Annotated in this window: 12 protein-coding genes; 8 read left to right on the forward strand and 4 right to left on the reverse strand. The window is 39.6% G+C overall.

Annotated features, from left to right (window positions below; genetic code table 11):
* Positions 1-37: 37 nt before the first annotated feature.
* On the reverse strand, positions 38-2,281 hold the full coding sequence (locus RDV53_RS07010) for a nitric-oxide reductase large subunit (protein ID WP_005695612.1): 2,244 nt from the start codon (positions 2,279-2,281) through the stop codon (positions 38-40).
* Between the two features lie 568 nt (positions 2,282-2,849).
* On the opposite strand from RDV53_RS07010, the gene RDV53_RS07015 reads away from it, so the two are divergent.
* Positions 2,850-3,314 carry a hypothetical protein gene (locus RDV53_RS07015; RefSeq protein ID WP_005695613.1) on the forward strand — a complete coding sequence of 155 codons (465 nt, stop codon included), beginning with the start codon at positions 2,850-2,852 and terminating at the stop codon, positions 3,312-3,314.
* A gap of 416 nt (positions 3,315-3,730) precedes the next feature.
* On the opposite strand, the gene ffh is transcribed toward RDV53_RS07015, so the two are convergent.
* On the reverse strand, positions 3,731-5,122 hold the full coding sequence (gene ffh / locus RDV53_RS07020) for a signal recognition particle protein (protein WP_005695615.1): 1,392 nt from the start codon (positions 5,120-5,122) through the stop codon (positions 3,731-3,733).
* A gap of 139 nt (positions 5,123-5,261) precedes the next feature.
* Between ffh and RDV53_RS07025 the strand changes: the two genes are divergently transcribed.
* The 3 genes from RDV53_RS07025 to selD all read left to right on the forward strand — a co-directional run bounded on the left by RDV53_RS07025 (position 5,262) and on the right by selD (position 8,495).
* Complete coding sequence (locus RDV53_RS07025) at positions 5,262-6,047, forward strand: cytochrome C assembly family protein (RefSeq protein WP_005695616.1); 786 nt, start codon at positions 5,262-5,264, stop codon at positions 6,045-6,047.
* A gap of 79 nt (positions 6,048-6,126) precedes the next feature.
* Positions 6,127-7,395 (forward strand): HlyC/CorC family transporter, encoded by a 1,269-nt coding sequence (locus tag RDV53_RS07030; RefSeq protein WP_032822857.1) that lies wholly within the window; start codon positions 6,127-6,129, stop codon positions 7,393-7,395.
* Positions 7,396-7,457: 62 nt separating this feature from the next.
* Positions 7,458-8,495, forward strand: coding sequence for a selenide, water dikinase SelD (gene selD / locus RDV53_RS07035; protein ID WP_080553567.1), 1,038 nt, complete (start codon positions 7,458-7,460; stop codon positions 8,493-8,495).
* A gap of 47 nt (positions 8,496-8,542) precedes the next feature.
* Here selD and RDV53_RS07040 read toward each other — a convergent pair whose 3' ends face one another.
* Together RDV53_RS07040 and gap are read right to left on the reverse strand one after the other, a co-directional pair.
* Positions 8,543-10,360, reverse strand: coding sequence for an AMP-dependent synthetase/ligase (locus RDV53_RS07040; RefSeq protein WP_005695619.1), 1,818 nt, complete (start codon positions 10,358-10,360; stop codon positions 8,543-8,545).
* A 228-nt stretch (positions 10,361-10,588) separates the two neighbouring features.
* Positions 10,589-11,608 carry a type I glyceraldehyde-3-phosphate dehydrogenase gene (gene gap / locus RDV53_RS07045; RefSeq protein ID WP_005695620.1) on the reverse strand — a complete coding sequence of 340 codons (1,020 nt, stop codon included), beginning with the start codon at positions 11,606-11,608 and terminating at the stop codon, positions 10,589-10,591.
* 219 nt (positions 11,609-11,827) lie between these two features.
* Here gap and gmk point away from each other — a divergent pair, with 219 nt between their 5' ends.
* The 4 genes from gmk to recG all read left to right on the forward strand — a co-directional run bounded on the left by gmk (position 11,828) and on the right by recG (position 17,056).
* On the forward strand, positions 11,828-12,454 hold the full coding sequence (gene gmk / locus RDV53_RS07050; protein ID WP_032822854.1) for a guanylate kinase: 627 nt from the start codon (positions 11,828-11,830) through the stop codon (positions 12,452-12,454).
* Positions 12,455-12,513: 59 nt separating this feature from the next.
* Positions 12,514-12,780: a DNA-directed RNA polymerase subunit omega gene (rpoZ, locus tag RDV53_RS07055; protein WP_005695622.1), complete on the forward strand. Its 267-nt coding sequence runs from the start codon at positions 12,514-12,516 to the stop codon at positions 12,778-12,780.
* 74 nt (positions 12,781-12,854) lie between these two features.
* Positions 12,855-14,975 (forward strand): bifunctional GTP diphosphokinase/guanosine-3',5'-bis pyrophosphate 3'-pyrophosphohydrolase, encoded by a 2,121-nt coding sequence (gene spoT, locus RDV53_RS07060; protein WP_309201267.1) that lies wholly within the window; start codon positions 12,855-12,857, stop codon positions 14,973-14,975.
* Positions 14,975-17,056 carry an ATP-dependent DNA helicase RecG gene (gene recG / locus RDV53_RS07065; protein WP_005695624.1) on the forward strand — a complete coding sequence of 694 codons (2,082 nt, stop codon included), beginning with the start codon at positions 14,975-14,977 and terminating at the stop codon, positions 17,054-17,056. The genes spoT and recG overlap by 1 nt, the downstream gene beginning before the upstream one ends.
* Positions 17,057-17,059 lie beyond the last annotated feature (3 nt).

The raw sequence follows: 17,059 nt of genomic DNA on the forward strand, positions 1-17,059 counted from the left end.
TAATTGCTTAGCCGCTTTTGCATAATAATAAATTTAATTATGCTGCTTTTTTCGGTTTAAAGAATACCATCGTAAAGATTTGCCAGAAGAAAGCGAGAGCACCGAAGATGAAGACAACGTCGCCACCGAAACGAACCCAACGTAGGGTATCGAATAGAGGTTGTTGCATAAATTCTTCACTACGTGCATACCATAAGCCTTCAGAGATACTAGCATACCCTTGAATAATACCAATTGGTAGTAAGCTTGATACGATCATTAATACTAAACCGCCATTTAATAGCCAGAAGCCCCATTTCATTAACTTATCGTTAAATGGTGTATCTGGACGTAAATAACGAGCGATTAAGAATACGAAACCTAACGCTAAGAAACCATACACACCGAATAATGCGGCGTGAGCATGAACGGCAGTGGTGTTCAAGCCTTGGATATAATAAAGCGAAATTGGTGGGTTGATTAAGAAACCAAATACGCCAGCACCTAACATATTCCAGAATGCTACTGCAACGAAGCAGTAAAGAGGCCATTTTAAGCGTTCCATCCAAGGTGCTTTTTGTTTCATTGCCCAGTGTTCCCAAGCTTCATGGCCTAATAACACTAATGGAACTACTTCAAGCGCAGAGAATGATGCACCTACTGCGATAATCGGTGTGGTTGCACCTGCGAAGTATAAGTGGTGGAAAGTACCAGGAATACCACCGATTAAGAACAATGCTGCTTCAGTAATGGTTGCAACAGTCGCAGTACGACGTGAAACTAAACCTAAACTTACGAAGATGAATGACAGTGCCGCTACAGAGAATACTTCGAAGAAGCCTTCTACCCATAGGTGAACTACCCACCAACGCCAGTATTCCATCACAGAAATGTGAGTATGCTCGCCATAGAATAATGCTGGGCCATAGAATAAACCGATCGCAATTACTGAGGCGAAGAATAATGCCAATAAGTTTTTATCACCTGGTTGTTTGAACGCATTCACTGTGCCGCGAAGCATTAAGACTAACCAGAACAAGATCCCTGCAAATTTCACAGCTTGCCAGAAACGACCTAAGTCAATGAATTCATAGCCTTGGTGACCGAACATAAAGCTCCATTCTTCAGGAAGAATATGAGCAATCGCTAAGTAGCTACCAGTGAATGAGCCTACCACCAATACCACTAATGCCCAGTAGAGAACATCCACACCCAATTTTTGGAATTTAGGATCTTTACCGCCATTAATGATTGGTGCAAGGAATAAACCACCAGCTAAGAACGCCATTGCAATCCAGAATAAGGCTGCTTGAATATGCCATGTGCGCACTAATGAATACGGGAAGTATTGAGAAATATCAATACCATAGAACTCCTGACCTTCAACCGTGTAGTGTGCCACAACTGCACCTAATGTGACTTGCAATACGAAAAGAGCAAGTACAGTAAAGAGGTATTTACCTAACGAACGTTGAGAAGGGGTAAGTTGTAATTTTGTGAGAGGATCGAACTCAGGTGTTGCTGGTTCTTTTTCATCTTCACGTTTTTTGAATGACCAAATCCATACCACAAAACCAATACCAGCAATGAGGAATACCACACTAGCGATAGACCAAATCACGTTTTCTGGAGTTGGCATGTTATTAATTAACGGCTCATGTGGCCAGTTGTTGGTGTAACTTGCGTGAGTATTTGGACGTTCAGCTGATGCAGTCCATGCTGTCCAGAAGAAGAATTTAGCTAAGTCTTTACGAGCTTGTAAATCAGGAAGAGTGTTATCCTTCATCGCAAAGTGTTCACGAGTCACTTTGGTTGCTGGATCATCCCCGTATAAAGAGATGTAGTATTGCGCTGTTTTTTCCATTGCCGCTAAACGGGTATTAGAAAGCACAACTGTACCATTTTCAACTTTGCTGCCGCGATATTCTTTGGTTAAACGCGCTTTTAATAAAGTTTGTTGTTCATCATTTAAATCTGCAAAGTTTTTACCGAACTCTTGATTCGCTGTAATGTCCAACCAGTTAGTTAATTCACGGTGAAGCCAATCTGCCGTCCAGTCTGGTGCTTGGTATGCACCGTGACCCCAAACAGAACCTACTTGCATACCGCCAGTAGTTTGCCAAGCTGTTTGGCCATGTAAAATATCATCGTGAGTAATCACTTTTTCGCCAGATTCAGAAACATATTGTTGCGGAATTGGTGGTGCTTCACGATAAACTTCGAACCCGTAGTAGCCGAGAATGGAGAATGCCCCAATCAATACGGCGACTAATAGGTACCAGAACTTTTTATACTGTCCCATTTTATCACTCCTAGATTATTAGAAAATACGATGCCTTGATGGCTAGTTATTCCGGGAATAGCCATCAAGAGCTAGATTTTACGCTAAGTAAAATACTTGAGCAATTATATCGACTATCGATTGATGAAAATATTACCTAAAACTGAGTAATTTAATAAGGAGATAGGAAATGCTGAATGAAAAGATAAGAAATACGGTCAAAAACCTATCAGTTTTTGACCGCACTTTGTTTAAGAATAACCTGTAGTTTTTTTACTGTGGTTCACGCCACATCAAAATTCCTTCCAATAATTCAAATACCATCAGCACCCGCTTAGGCGTAATCGATTGATACGGGCAGTAGAGATACAAGCCCCAAATGGCAGATGCTAAGCGGATGAAGAAAAGGTCATCTGAAAAGTTTTCAGACGACCTTTAATAACTATTTGGTTTACTCTAAAAATATTTAATACCATATATAGAACGCTCCTTTCATTGTAATTTATTGTCACTTTACCGATAAAATCGGGTTAGAATCTAACATTTATAGTAAATTTATTTAGACAAATAATTATTTGGAGACAATGAAGTGCTAGATGAAAAAAATAAGCTAATTTTTCAAACTTGCTTATTGCTGGTTGGTCATATTACAAATTTAGTTGAACATGAAAAGAGTACAGGAATACGAATAGGTTATCATAGCCGAATATTCGATGCTTTATTACACCCACAGGAGCATTTTATTTCTTTAGGGAAATCAGAAAGACTATTGGATGGTGTTCAGGGGCGTATTGAGCATGTTGTCCCTTGTGCGTATATAATTGAAAAGCTTGAAGAGTTAATTAAGGAACAAAAATATACACAAGAAGAATTAGCGCATGCATTACAGAAAAATTGGAAGGTGGCACATATCACGAAAGAAGAAGCAAAGTTTATGGACTTCAATTTAAAACTCAAATCCACCATGCCAAAAGGTTGGGATTTTATGACAGGAAGACCTGAAACCAGATTGGAAGCTGCAGGAATCAGATTAATTCCTAACAATCCACATTAAGCAACAAACTCTCATATTTACGTTGTTTATTTCAAGTGGCACGCAATAGCAAAGTCGTTTGAAAACTAGTTTAGAGTTTTCAGACGATCTTTTACCAAACAATCGAGAATGTAGGCTATGACTTGCTATAAACTATTCTGTTAACTCTGAATCCACTATACTCAAATCATTATTTGTTGGCATAGCCAAGTGTAGGTTGGGTTGGCAAACCCAACAAAAACCTGAAATGTTGGGTCACAACCCAACCTACATCTGCTATTATTTTAAGGAATTTTAATGAGTTTATTCGAGAAAATCATCAAATGACTCATTATTTTCAGCTTAGTTGACCACGCGTTTTTAAACTATCAACTTATTTGTGGCGGTCATTCTAAAAAATGTTTTTTAAAATGACCGCACTTTATTTGAAGAGGGGATTAACGTTTAAACATGCCGCCTAAACCACCGAGGCCACCTAAGCCGCCTCCGCCCATTAAGCCTTGCATGCCGCGCATCATTTTTGCCATGCCACCTTTGCGCATTTTCTTCATCATACGTTGCATTTCGTCAAATTGTTTCAGTAACTTATTCACATCTTGAACTTGTGTGCCAGAACCTAATGCAATACGACGACGGCGAGATCCCTTGATAATATCTGGATTGGCACGTTCTTTTAAGGTCATGGAATTAATAATAGCTTCCATTTTGATGAACATTTTGTCATTTACTTGATTTTTGACATGATCCGGTAAGTTTTTCGCACCGGGTAATTTTTCAAGCATTGACATCATGCCGCCCATTTTTTTCATTTCGCGGAGCTGTTCACGAAAATCGTCCAAGGTGAAATCATCACCTTTCTTGAATTTCTGTGCCATTTTTTCCGCTTTTTCGCGATCCACAGAACGTTCAAGATCTTCGATAAGGGAAAGCACATCGCCCATGCCTAAAATACGGGATGCTACACGATCAGGATGGAATGGCTCGAGGGCTTCTGTTTTTTCGCCCACACCAAGGAATTTAATCGGTTTGCCGGTGATTTGACGAATGGATAAAGCCGCACCGCCACGCGCATCACCATCCACTTTGGTTAAGATAACCCCGGTAAGAGGTAAAGCTTCATTGAAGGCTTTTGCGGTATTTGCCGCATCTTGACCGGTCATTGCATCAACCGTGAAAAGCGTTTCAATTGGATTTAATGTCGCGTGAACTTGCTTGATTTCATCCATCATCTCGCTATCAACGTGTAAGCGACCCGCGGTATCCACGATTAATACATCGTAGAATTTCAGTTTAGCGTCAGCAAGTGCCGCTTTTGCAATCTCTACCGGTTTTTGTTTGACATCAGAGGGGAAGAAATCCACGCCAACAGATTGTGCCAAGGTTTCAAGCTGTTTGATTGCCGCAGGACGATATACGTCGGCAGAGACCACAAGCACTTTCTTTTTATGACGTTCGCGTAAGAATTTTGCTAATTTACCCACGTTAGTGGTTTTACCCGCACCTTGTAAACCCGCCATTAAAATAACTGCGGGTGGCTGTGTTGCTAGGTTTAAGCTCTCATTGGCTTCACCCATGGCTTTTTCGAGTTCGCGCTGAACGATTTTTAAGAACTCTTGGCCTGGTGTTAAGCTTTTATTAACTTCTTCACCTAACGCGCTTTCTTTTACTTTAGCGATAAATTCACGCACGACAGGCAAAGCAACGTCTGCTTCTAATAATGCCATGCGCACTTCGCGTAGCGTTTCTTTAATATTATCTTCAGTTAAACGCCCTTTACCGCTAATGTTGCGTAGCGTTTTGGAAAGGCGATCCGATAAATTCTCAAACATTTTAAATCCTGTTTTTTCTTAAAAAATTGCCGTGATTATACCGAAATTTGGGCGTTTTTCATCATTTCAAATAAAATTATGGCGATCTAGAGAAAAGATCCGTTAAAATAAGAATAATTCCTAGTAAAGAGAAAGCATTATGTGGTTTGCCCTTTTTTCGATTATTTTTTACATTCTTAGTTTATTGTTGATCGCTCCGTTTTTGATGAACTCATCAGAACGGAAGTTGAGTCAAAGTAAAATCCCGTTTTTTCTGACCGCACTTGCAGCCATTATTCTGCATGCTGTCAGCACTTTCCCTTTGTTAGAGGATCTTGCTTCAGGACAACGTTTTACATTAATGGGAATCGCGTCCTTAATGAGCGCAGTTATTGCAGGATTGGCGACGCTTTCCATGTTTCTCGTTTCCACAATGTGGTTTGTTTTACCAATCGTGTATGCGTTTTCGATCATTAGCTTGATCTTTGCCACATTCTTATCAAGCCATATTATTCAAATGCTTAATCAAAATACATTGATGTTATTCCATATTGGTTTGTCGCTCTTTACCTATGCGGTCTGTTTTATTGCAACGCTGTATGTGATCCAATTGGTTTGGTTAGACCGTAATTTGAAAAAGCGTAAAATCCAATTTTCACCAGCAATTCCGCCATTAATGGCAGTTGAACGTCATTTCTTCTGTTTATTTGCGATGGGTGAAGCATTACTGACGCTCACTTTAATTTCAGGTACTTATCATGTATTACAAGCGGTAACCCTAGAAAATCTGCACAAAGCGATTTTTTCTTTCCTTGCTTGGATTAGTTTTGGTATTGCTTGTTTTGGTCATTGGCGATTGGGCTGGCGTGGAAAAAGGATGATTATTTACGCAATTTCGGGTATCATTCTGCTCACGATTGGTTATTTTGGTAGCCGTTTGATTTAGCAAGAATCAAAGAACAAGTAAAAAGTGCGGTAAAAAATGACCGCACTTTTTGTTGATTAACGAACAAAAGGACTTTCCCTTGGACAGTATTCCCCTTAGTACATTATTTATTACACTGATTATCTGTTTAATTTTATCGGCCTATTTTTCTGGCTCAGAAACCGGCTTACTCTCTCTCAATAAATATCGTCTTCGCTTTCTGGCGGAACAAGGCAATAAAGGCGCGCAAAAAGCAGAAAAACTGCTTGAAAAGCCTGATACCTTGTTAAGTTTTATTCTGATCTTTAATAACCTTGTGAATATTAGTGCGTCAGCTATTGCAACCATGATTGGTATGCGTTTATATGGTGATGCGGGGGTAGCAATTGCAACGGGTTTATTAACCTTTACGATGCTCGTTTTTTCTGAGATTTTCCCTAAAACCGTTGCAGCGATGCATCCAGAGAAAGTAGGTTTATTTTCAAGTCACATTTTGTCGTTATTGTTAAAAGTATTCTATCCATTAGTTTGGTTAATGAATCTTTTCACGAAGACATTAATGCGAATGGTGGGTTTAAAACCTGATATGCAAAAACAAGTGATTAGCCGTGAAGAACTCCGTAGTATCGTATCGGAAGCTGGTGAGGCTACACCGGATGAACAGCATCCACAAATGTTGCTCTCTATTTTAGATATGGAAACCGTGACGGTTGACGATATCATGGTGCCACGTAATGAAATTGCTGGGATTGATATTGATGACGATTGGAAAGCCATTATGCGCCAGCTTAATCATGCACCACACAACCGAATTGTGTTGTATAAAGGCAGCCTTGATGAGCAAGTATTAGGGATTTTACGTGTGCGTGAAGCGTTTCGTTTGTTATTAGAAAAAAATGAATTCACCAAAGAAACTTTACTACGTGCCGTCGATGAAGTGTACTTCATTCCAGAAGGGACACCACTGAAAACACAATTAGCGAATTTCCGCACGAAAAAAGAACGTATCGGTTTAGTGGTGGACGAATATGGTGATATTAAAGGATTAGTCACGCTTGAAGATATTTTAGAAGAAATTGTGGGTGATTTTACAACCACTACTGCACCGACTATTGAACAAGAAGTCGTTCAGCAATCTGATGGTTCAATGATTATTGAGGGGTCAGCTAATCTTCGTGATTTAAATAAAATGTTTGGTTGGGAATTAGATACAGAAGATGCTCGCACCTTTAATGGTTTGATTCTCGAGCATCTTGAAGATATTCCTGATGAAGGAACCGTTTGTGAAATCGATGGCTTACGAATTACTATTTTAGAAGTCAGCGATAATATGATTAAACAAGCAAAAGTAGAGAAATTGGCCTCTTAAATGTGGCTTTTTCTAACCGCTCTTTTGTTTAAGAAGTACGTTATTTTTACAAAGGATTGAATATGACAGATGAGATTCGTTTAACACAATACAGCCACGGCGCAGGTTGAGGTTGTAAAATTTCGCCTAAGGTGTTAGGGACAATTTTACAGACTAAACTCGAAAAATTTGCTGATCCCAATTTATTGGTCGGTAACGAAACAGCGGATGATGCTGCGGTTTATGATCTTGGTAATGGTACTGCAATTATCAGTACCACGGATTTCTTCATGCCAATTGTGGATGATCCTTTTGATTTTGGTCGCATTGCTGCAACCAATGCCATTAGTGATATTTTCGCAATGGGCGGTAAACCAATTATGGCAATTGCTATTCTAGGCTTCCCGATTAATAAATTGCCACCAGAAGTGGCTCAGAAAATAGTTGATGGTGGTCGTTTTGCTTGTCATCAAGCAGGGATTTCGCTAGCGGGTGGACACTCGATTGATGCGCCAGAACCTATTTTTGGTTTAGCAGTAACAGGGGTTATTGCTATCGATCGTGTAAAACGTAATGCCTCGGCAGAAGCGGGTTGTAAGCTTTATTTGACGAAACCATTGGGTATCGGTGTGCTAACTACCGCAGAGAAAAAAGGTAAATTAAAACCTGAACATCAAGGATTGGCAACAGCGGCGATGTGCCAAATGAATCTGATTGGTAGTCAATTTGCAGAAGTCGCAGGCGTAACAGCTATGACGGATGTAACGGGTTTTGGTTTGTTAGGGCACTTGGCTGAAATCTGTGAAGGCTCAAATCTTAATGCAGTTGTGCATTTTGATAAAATCAAATTATTAGATGGTGTAGCAGATTACATTGCAGAAGGTTGTGTACCAGGTGGAACTAACCGTAACTTTGAAAGCTATGGACATAAAATCGGTCCTCTTACCGATTATCAAAAGGCGGTACTTTGCGATCCTCAAACTTCAGGTGGTTTGTTGATTGCGGTTAAACCAGAAAGTGAAGCGGAAATTTTAGAGATTGCGAAAAAAGCCGGTATTGAGCTTAGTGAGGTAGGCGTATTGAAACCTCGTCAAGCTGGCGTACTAGTAGAAGTCGAATAAATGGCTTTAGTGAAAATAAAAAGTGCGGTGAAAATTCACCGCCTTTTTTATTCTTTATTTTCCTTATTTTCTTTGTTGTTGGAATACATTGAGTCAATAATATGACGATAGCGTTCCATAATCACTTTTCGGCGTAATTTGAGCGTAGGGGTGATTTCACCAAGTTTTACGCTAAATGCTTGAGAGAGTAGCGTAAATTTCTTCACTTGCTCAAAGTGTGCCAGTTCTTTTTGAAGGCTTTCGATACGTTGTTCAAACATCTTGATGATTTCAGAGTGTTTGAGTAATTCCATGCGATCTTGATACTTAATATTCAGTTTTTTCGCATATTCTTCTACGCTATCAAAACAAGGCACGATTAGGGCTGAAACATATTTTTTGGCATCAGCAATAATCGCAATTTGTTCGATAAATTTATCTTTACCAATTTTCCCTTCAATGTACTGTGGCGCAATGTATTTGCCGTTAGAGGTTTTCATCAATTCTTTAATACGATCGGTAATAAATAAATTACCTTCAGCATCAAACTCACCGGCATCTCCCGTTTTCAAGAAACCATCTTCGGTGAAGGCTTGGGCAGTTTCTTCAGGCTTTTTATAGTAACCCTTCATCACCATACTGCCACGAACCAGAATCTCGTTATTTTCCCCAATTTTAACTTCGGCATTTGGCATTAATTTACCAATAGAACTCGGATTAAAATGGTGATCATCCCAGCAAGAAACGGTAGCCGTGGTTTCAGTCATGCCATAACCGAGTTTGATATTAATCCCAATGCTATGGAAGAAAAGGCTAATGGTTGGTTCTAATTTTGCACCACCGCAAGGCATCATTTTAATTCGTCCGCCTAACAATGAACGTAGTTTAGAAAGTACCAATTTATCAGCAAGTGCATAACGTTTTTGCAGGAAGAACGGGACTTTTTTATTTTGCGAGAGAAGATCAAAACGTTTTTGCCCCACTGCAATCGCCCAGTGGAAAATCATTTGACGAATAAAAGGCGCTTTTTGGACTTTATCCAGTACAGCAGAATAAATTTTTTCATAGAAACGTGGTACCGCACACATAAAGGTCGGGCGCACTTCCGTTAATGCTTCACGTACTTGATTGGTGTCTTCGAGATAACAAAGGATTGCTCCCCGATGTAACACATAGGCAACCCAAGCACGCTCAAAAATGTGGCTAAATGGTAAAAAAGAAAGTGAAACCTCATCTTGATTAACATCTAATGCAATATCATGGGCTTCAAGTTGATGCGCCAAGTTACTGTAATCGAGCATGACGCCTTTGGGTTCACCTGTTGTGCCAGAGGTATAGATGATCGTGAATAAATCATCCATTGCCTTATTTGCTAAGCGAGTTTCAAATTCAGCCTGAAATTCGGCTGTACCTAATTGAATTAAATCGTCCCAATGGCAGGAAAGGGTGCTTTCAGTCAGTTTAATTTGTTCTTTCATGGCCACAATTTTTTGTAATTGTGGACACTGATGTGCAATTTCTAACGCTTGGTCATATTGTTCTTGATCACCAACAAACAGAATTTTGACATCGGCATGATTTAAAATAAATTCTGCCTGTTGTGCCGTGTTGGTTGCATAAATTGGAACGGTGATAGCTCGGACTTGAAGTGCCGCAATATCGGCGATTGTCCAACGTGACATATTATTCGCAAAAATCGCAATTTTATCTTGTACTTGAATATTGCAAGCAAGAAAAGCTAATGAAAGCTGATCAAGCTGTTGTTGAAATGAGTTCCACGAAATATCTTTCCATAAGCCATTAATTTTATGGCGAAGTGCGGTTGCATTTTGACGAATTTTTGCCTGTTGACGAATTCGATTGACGAAATGACGTTCTAAATTCATATAAGCCTTATTTGAGCGAACAACTGTACGCTAATATAAACGAAATAAATTTAAAATCTAGTGAAATGTTGTTATTTTGTGAATATAGAATAAATAATAGACATATTTATTTTTCTATTTTTATCTCTGGATGAGAAATAAAGAATTTAAAAATATTGATTAAGTGAAATGGATTGGAAATAAAAAAACCGCTCTAAAAAGAGCGGTTAATTTTTTAGCTATTTTTGATTAGCCTTTGTAGTTGTAAATGTGTGCAACTAAGTCTAATACTTTGTTTGAGTAACCAGTTTCGTTATCGTACCAAGATACTAATTTAACGAAAGAATCAGTTAATGCAATACCTGCATCAGCATCAAATACAGAAGTTAAAGCACAGCCATTGAAGTCTGTAGAAACTACTGCATCTTCAGTGTAACCTAAAACGCCTTTTAATTCGCCGTTGAAAGTTTTACCTTCAGCTGCATCTTTGATTGCTTGTTTGATTTGTTCGTAAGTTGCTGGTTTTTCTAAGTTTACAGTTAAGTCAACTACAGAAACGTTTGGAGTAGGAACACGGAACGCCATACCAGTTAATTTACCGTTTAATGCTGGTAATACTTTACCCACAGCTTTCGCTGCACCGGTAGATGAAGGGATGATGTTTTGTGCCGCACCACGACCACCGCGCCAGTCTTTAGCTGATGGACCATCAACAGTTTTTTGAGTCGCTGTTGTTGCGTGAACTGTAGTCATTAAACCATCTTTGATACCGAAAGTTTCGTGAACAACACGTGCTAAAGGTGCTAAACAGTTTGTAGTACAAGAAGCGTTAGACACGATGTCTTGGCCTGCGTATGCACCGAAGTTTACACCACGTACGAACATTGGTGTGCTATCTTTAGAAGGACCAGTCAATACGACTTTTTTCGCACCAGCAGTGATGTGTTTGCGTGCTGTTTCATCAGTTAAGAATAAACCTGTTGCTTCAACTGCAACATCAACACCGATCGCACCCCAGTTAAGGTTTGCAGGATCACGTTCAGAAGTAACACGGATAGTTTTACCGTTTACTACTAAGTTACCGTCTTTAACTTCAACAGTACCGTCAAAACGACCGTGAGTTGAATCGTATTTCAACATGTAAGCCATGTATTCAACGTCGATTAAGTCGTTGATACCTACAACTTCGATGTCATCGCGATGTTGTGCTGCACGGAATACGATACGACCGATACGGCCGAAACCGTTGATACCAATTTTAATAGCCATAAGATTTTCACCTTCTATTTTTTTAAGTTAAACAAAATCGTTGCTCTAACGAGTTCCCGTCGATTATAGCATGGGCATTTTGATAAAAAAAAGGGTATATACCACTTTTTTGTGATCTCGATCACTTTTTAACAATTTGGTAAAACAATTGAAAATTTGACCGCACTTTTCATTTTCTTTTTGTATAATAAAAACAAACAACAAGAAGAGGTTTCAATTATGTCTCAAGGTAATTTATATATTCTTTCTGCACCAAGTGGGGCGGGCAAGTCATCATTAATTTCAGCATTATTAGAGAAAAATCAAGGCACGAAAAAAATGGTGTCGATTTCACACACAACACGTTCACCTCGCCCAGGCGAAAGTCATGGTGTGCATTATTATTTTGTTTCCGTAGAAGAATTTGAGCGTTTAATTGAAAAAGGCCATTTCTTAGAATATGCAAAAGTGTTTGGTGGCAATTATTACGGCACTTCATTGCCTGCAATCGAAGAAAACCTGGCTAAAGGCATTGATGTCTTTTTAGATATTGACTGGCAAGGCGCACAGCAAATTCGTCAAAAAGTGCCTTCAGTAAAAAGTATTTTTATTTTACCGCCCTCATTACCTGAATTGGAACGTCGTTTGGTGGGACGTGGACAGGATAGCAAAGAAGTGATTGCTGAACGAATGTCAAAAGCAATCAGCGAAATTTCCCATTATGACGAATATGATTACGTTATTGTGAATGATAATTTTGAACAGGCATTGGCTGATTTTCAAAGTATTTTGCAAGCAGAACGTTTGACTAAAGCTTATCAACAAACAGAAAATGCAGACTTAATTCACCAGCTACTAGCAAAATAACCTTGAATTGAGTACAATGTTTTCCCTTATAGACATTATTTTTAACATCGGAGTAAAACATGGCTCGAGTGACTGTGCAAGATGCAGTAGAAAAAATTGGTAACCGTTTTGATTTAATTTTAACCGCCGCTCGTCGTGCGAGACAATTAGAGCTACATCAAAGTGAGCCGTTAGTGCCGGAAGATAACGATAAACCAACGGTAATTGCATTACGTGAAATTGAAAAAGGGTTAATCAACCAAGAAATCATGGATGCAAAAGAGTATTTAGATGAGGCAGCTTCTCAACGTAACGAAGAAGTGGCAGTAGCGTTAATCGCAGAATAATCTCATTAAAGTGCGGTCAAAATTAAAGTATTTTGATCGCCTAGTCTTTCTCTCTACAAAAAGTCAGGTGTCCTTTGGAATTGTTTGCCGATTTAGATCGAATTATTCAGGGGTATTTGCCCGCCGATAAAATTGAATTAATCAAACGTGCATTCGTCATTGCGCGAGATGCTCACGAAGGACAATTTCGCTCAAGCGGCGAACCTTACATTACTCACCCAGTTGCAGTGGCTTCAATCATTGCGGAAATGCATTTAGACCATGAAGCTGTCATGGCGGCATTATTGCATGATGTTATCGAAGATACCCCTTATACCGAATCCCAATTAAAAGATGAGTTTGGTGCTAGCGTAGCCGAAATTGTAGATGGCGTATCTAAACTGGATAAATTGAAATTCCGTACCAGCCAAGAAGCACAGGTTGAAAACTTCCGCAAAATGATTTTAGCGATGACTCGAGATATTCGCGTCGTCTTAATCAAACTGGCTGACCGTACTCATAATATGCGAACACTGGGTTCATTGCGTCCAGATAAACGTCGTCGCATTGCAAAAGAAACCTTAGAGATTTACTGTCCATTAGCTCACCGTTTAGGTATAGAGCATATCAAGAATGAATTAGAAGATTTATCTTTTGAAGCAATGCATCCTCGCCGTTATGAAGTGCTTAAAAAGCTTGTCGAACAAGCGCGTGGCTCTCGTCAAGAATTGATTCAACGTATTTCTAATGATATTTCACAGCGTCTTGATAATGTAGGCATTACAAATCGTATTTGGGGACGTGAAAAACATCTTTATAAAATTTACCAAAAAATGCGCATGAAAGATCAGAAATTCCATTCAATTATGGATATTTATGCTTTCCGTGTCATTGTGAATTCAGTTGATGATTGCTATCGCGGATTAGGGCAAATGCATAGTTTGTATAAGCCTCGCCCTGGTAAAGTGAAAGATTATATTGCTGTGCCACGTGCAAATGGCTACCAAGCACTACAAACATCAATGATTGGCCCTCATGGTGTCCCCGTAGAAGTTCATCTTCAAACTGAAGAGATGGAACAGGTTGCCGAAATGGGAATTACCGCTCATTGGGTGTATAAAGAAGGTGGTAAAAACGATAGCACCACAGCTCAAGTACGTGCACAACGTTGGTTGCAAAGCTTGGTGGATATTCAACAAAATGTAGGCAACTCCTTTGAGTTTATTGAAAATGTAAAATCTGAGTTTTTCCCGAAAGAAATCTATGTCTTTACGCCGAAAGGTCGTATCGTGGAATTACCAATGGGGGCAACAGCCGTCGATTTTGCTTATGCCGTGCATTCTGATGTGGGAAATCATTGCGTTGCGGCAGTAGTAGAGCATAAACCTTACCCATTATCACAAGCTTTAGAATCTGGTCAAACCGTTGAGATTGTAACCAGTGAAAATACTCATCCAAGCGTTAGCTGGTTAAACTTTGTAGTGACCGCTCGCGCAAGAACTCGTATTCGTCATTTCTTAAAATTATTGCGTGCAGATGATGCCGTTCAGACAGGCAAAAAACAGTTGGAAATGGCGTTAAAACCACATTATCTCTCTGAAGTTTCTGAAGAGAAAATCCAAGCAGTATTGAATGAATTGAATCTCTCAAGCCTTAATGAGCTTTTTGAGGAAATTGGTGTGGGCAATCAAATGTCGAGCGTTATTGCTCACCAATTAATGGATGAAGCTATTGAAATTGATGTGGATGGCGTTTCTGAAAATACGCAAAGCACACTAACATTGAGCCGAGATGGTGAAATGAAAGCGTCTTTCGCTCAATGCTGTCACCCAATTCCGGGTGATCCTATCGTGGGCATAAGTACCGCGAAGAAAGGTGTGGTTGTTCATCATCAAGCTTGTTCTAATTTAGCGTCAAGTAATACGAAAGATTTTACTGCCGCAAAATGGGAAGAGGCTGAAAGTGCGGTCAATTTTGATGCCGAATTACACATCGAAATGCTTAATGAACAAAATGCATTAGGTAGTCTCATGACCGCAGTTACGACTTGCGAAAGTAATATTCAAAGTATTTGGACAGAAGAATTAGAAAATAATGTCCTATTAGTCATTATCCAAGTTGGCGCAAGAGATATCTATCATTTAGAAAACATTATGCGAAAAATTAAACAAATTACTAGTGTGATTCGTTTGAAACGCAATATTAATGAAGCATAATGAGCAAACAACTTCTTGATGCCGTTCCTTTAACTACTTTGTCTGGTGTGGGAGCGGCAATTTCCGATAAATTAAGCCGTATTGGAATTCATAATCTCCAAGACCTGCTTTTTCATTTACCTATCCGTTATGAAGATCGCACGAGAATTACGCCTATTGCCGATCTTCGCCCTGAACAATATGCCACCATTGAAGGTGTTGTCCAAACCTGTGAAGTTGCCTTTGGGCGCCGTCCTATTTTAACTGTAAGTCTTTCTGATGGAACGAGCAAAATTATGCTTCGTTTCTTCAATTTTAATGCAGGGATGAAAAATAGTTTTCAGATTGGTACGCGCGTTAAAGCGTTTGGTGAAATTAAACGCGGGCGCTTTATGGCGGAAATTCATCATCCTGAGTATCAAATTATACGGGATAATGCGCCATTAGTTTTAGAGGAAACGCTCACACCAATTTATTCCACAACGGAAGGTTTAAAACAAAATTCATTACGTAAGCTAACCGATCAAGCATTGGCTTTACTCGATAAAATCCAATTAACGGAAATTTTACCTAATGAATTTAATCCGCATCCTTTTAGCTTAAAGGATGCTATTCGATTTTTGCATCGTCCACCGCCAGATATCTCATTAGATATTTTGGAGAAAGGACAGCATCCGGCACAACAACGACTTATCTTTGAAGAGCTTCTTGCACATAATCTTGCGATGCAAAAAGTGCGGTTGGGTACGCAGCAGTTTTTAGCGTTGCCATTGCATTATCAAACTGATTTGAAACAACGTTTTCTTGCATCTTTGCCGTTTCAACCAACCAATGCCCAAAATAGAGTGGTGGCCGATATTGAACAGGATTTAGCAAAAGATTATCCGATGATGCGGCTTGTTCAAGGGGATGTAGGTTCGGGGAAAACATTAGTGGCAGCCTTAGCGGCCTTATTAGCGATTGATAATGGCAAACAAGTGGCTTTAATGGCGCCAACAGAGATTTTAGCGGAACAGCATGCAAATAATTTTCGACGTTGGTTAGAGCCTTTTGGTATTGACGTCGGCTGGTTAGCGGGTAAGGTGAAAGGGAAAGCTCGCCAAGCTGAATTGGAAAAAATTAAGTCTGGTGCGGTACAAATGGTGGTGGGTACACATGCTTTATTCCAAGAAGAAGTAGAATTTGCCGATTTAGCCTTGGTGATTATTGATGAACAACATCGTTTTGGTGTGCATCAACGTTTAATGCTGCGAGAAAAAGGCGAAAAAGCAGGATTTTATCCCCATCAACTGATTATGACAGCTACGCCAATCCCGAGAACATTAGCAATGACGGTTTATGCCGATCTCGATACGTCTATTATCGATGAATTGCCTCCAGGTAGAACGCCGATTACGACAGTTGTTATTTCTGAAGAACGCCGTGATGAAATCGTTGCTCGAGTCAAAAATGCCTGTATTAATGAAAAACGTCAGGCTTATTGGGTTTGTACCTTGATTGATGAGTCTGAAGTGCTAGAAGCGCAAGCAGCCGAGGCCATTTGGGAAGATTTAACGAAAGCGCTGCCGATGCTTAAAATTGGTCTTGTGCATGGGCGAATGAAACCGCAAGAAAAACAAGATATTATGGCTGCCTTTAAAAATGCAGAACTCGATTTGCTTGTGGCCACAACCGTAATCGAAGTGGGCGTAGATGTGCCGAATGCCAGTCTCATGATCATTGAAAATGCTGAGCGCTTAGGTTTATCACAACTCCATCAGTTACGTGGGCGAGTAGGGCGTGGCAGTACGGCTTCTTTTTGTGTCTTAATGTATAAACCGCCGTTGGGTAAAGTTTCGCAAAAACGTTTACAGGTATTGCGTGATAGTCAAGATGGCTTTGTGATTTCAGAGAAAGATTTAGAAATTCGCGGACCTGGTGAAGTGTTGGGCACTAAACAGACGGGTATCGCCGAATTTAAGGTGGCGAATTTAATGCGCGATCGTAAAATGATTCCAACTGTTCAACATTATGCTAAAGCATTAATAGTGAAATATCCTGATGTGGCAGAAAGTTTAATCCGCCGTTGGCTAAATAATCGAGAAATTTATTCGAATGCCTAAAGT

The sequence above is a fragment of the Haemophilus parainfluenzae ATCC 33392 genome, assembly GCF_031191205.1.
GTDB lineage: Bacteria > Pseudomonadota > Gammaproteobacteria > Enterobacterales > Pasteurellaceae > Haemophilus_D > Haemophilus_D parainfluenzae.

Coding starts and splice junctions, on each gene's coding strand:
- recG (WP_005695624.1), top strand. CDS start 14,975: ATGAGCAAACAACTTCTTGATGCCGTTCCTTTAACTACTTTGTCTGGT.
- gap (WP_005695620.1), bottom strand. CDS start 11,608: ATGGCTATTAAAATTGGTATCAACGGTTTCGGCCGTATCGGTCGTATC.
- RDV53_RS07010 (WP_005695612.1), bottom strand. CDS start 2,281: ATGGGACAGTATAAAAAGTTCTGGTACCTATTAGTCGCCGTATTGATT.
- gmk (WP_032822854.1), top strand. CDS start 11,828: ATGTCTCAAGGTAATTTATATATTCTTTCTGCACCAAGTGGGGCGGGC.
- ffh (WP_005695615.1), bottom strand. CDS start 5,122: ATGTTTGAGAATTTATCGGATCGCCTTTCCAAAACGCTACGCAACATT.
- RDV53_RS07040 (WP_005695619.1), bottom strand. CDS start 10,360: ATGAATTTAGAACGTCATTTCGTCAATCGAATTCGTCAACAGGCAAAA.
- rpoZ (WP_005695622.1), top strand. CDS start 12,514: ATGGCTCGAGTGACTGTGCAAGATGCAGTAGAAAAAATTGGTAACCGT.
- RDV53_RS07025 (WP_005695616.1), top strand. CDS start 5,262: ATGTGGTTTGCCCTTTTTTCGATTATTTTTTACATTCTTAGTTTATTG.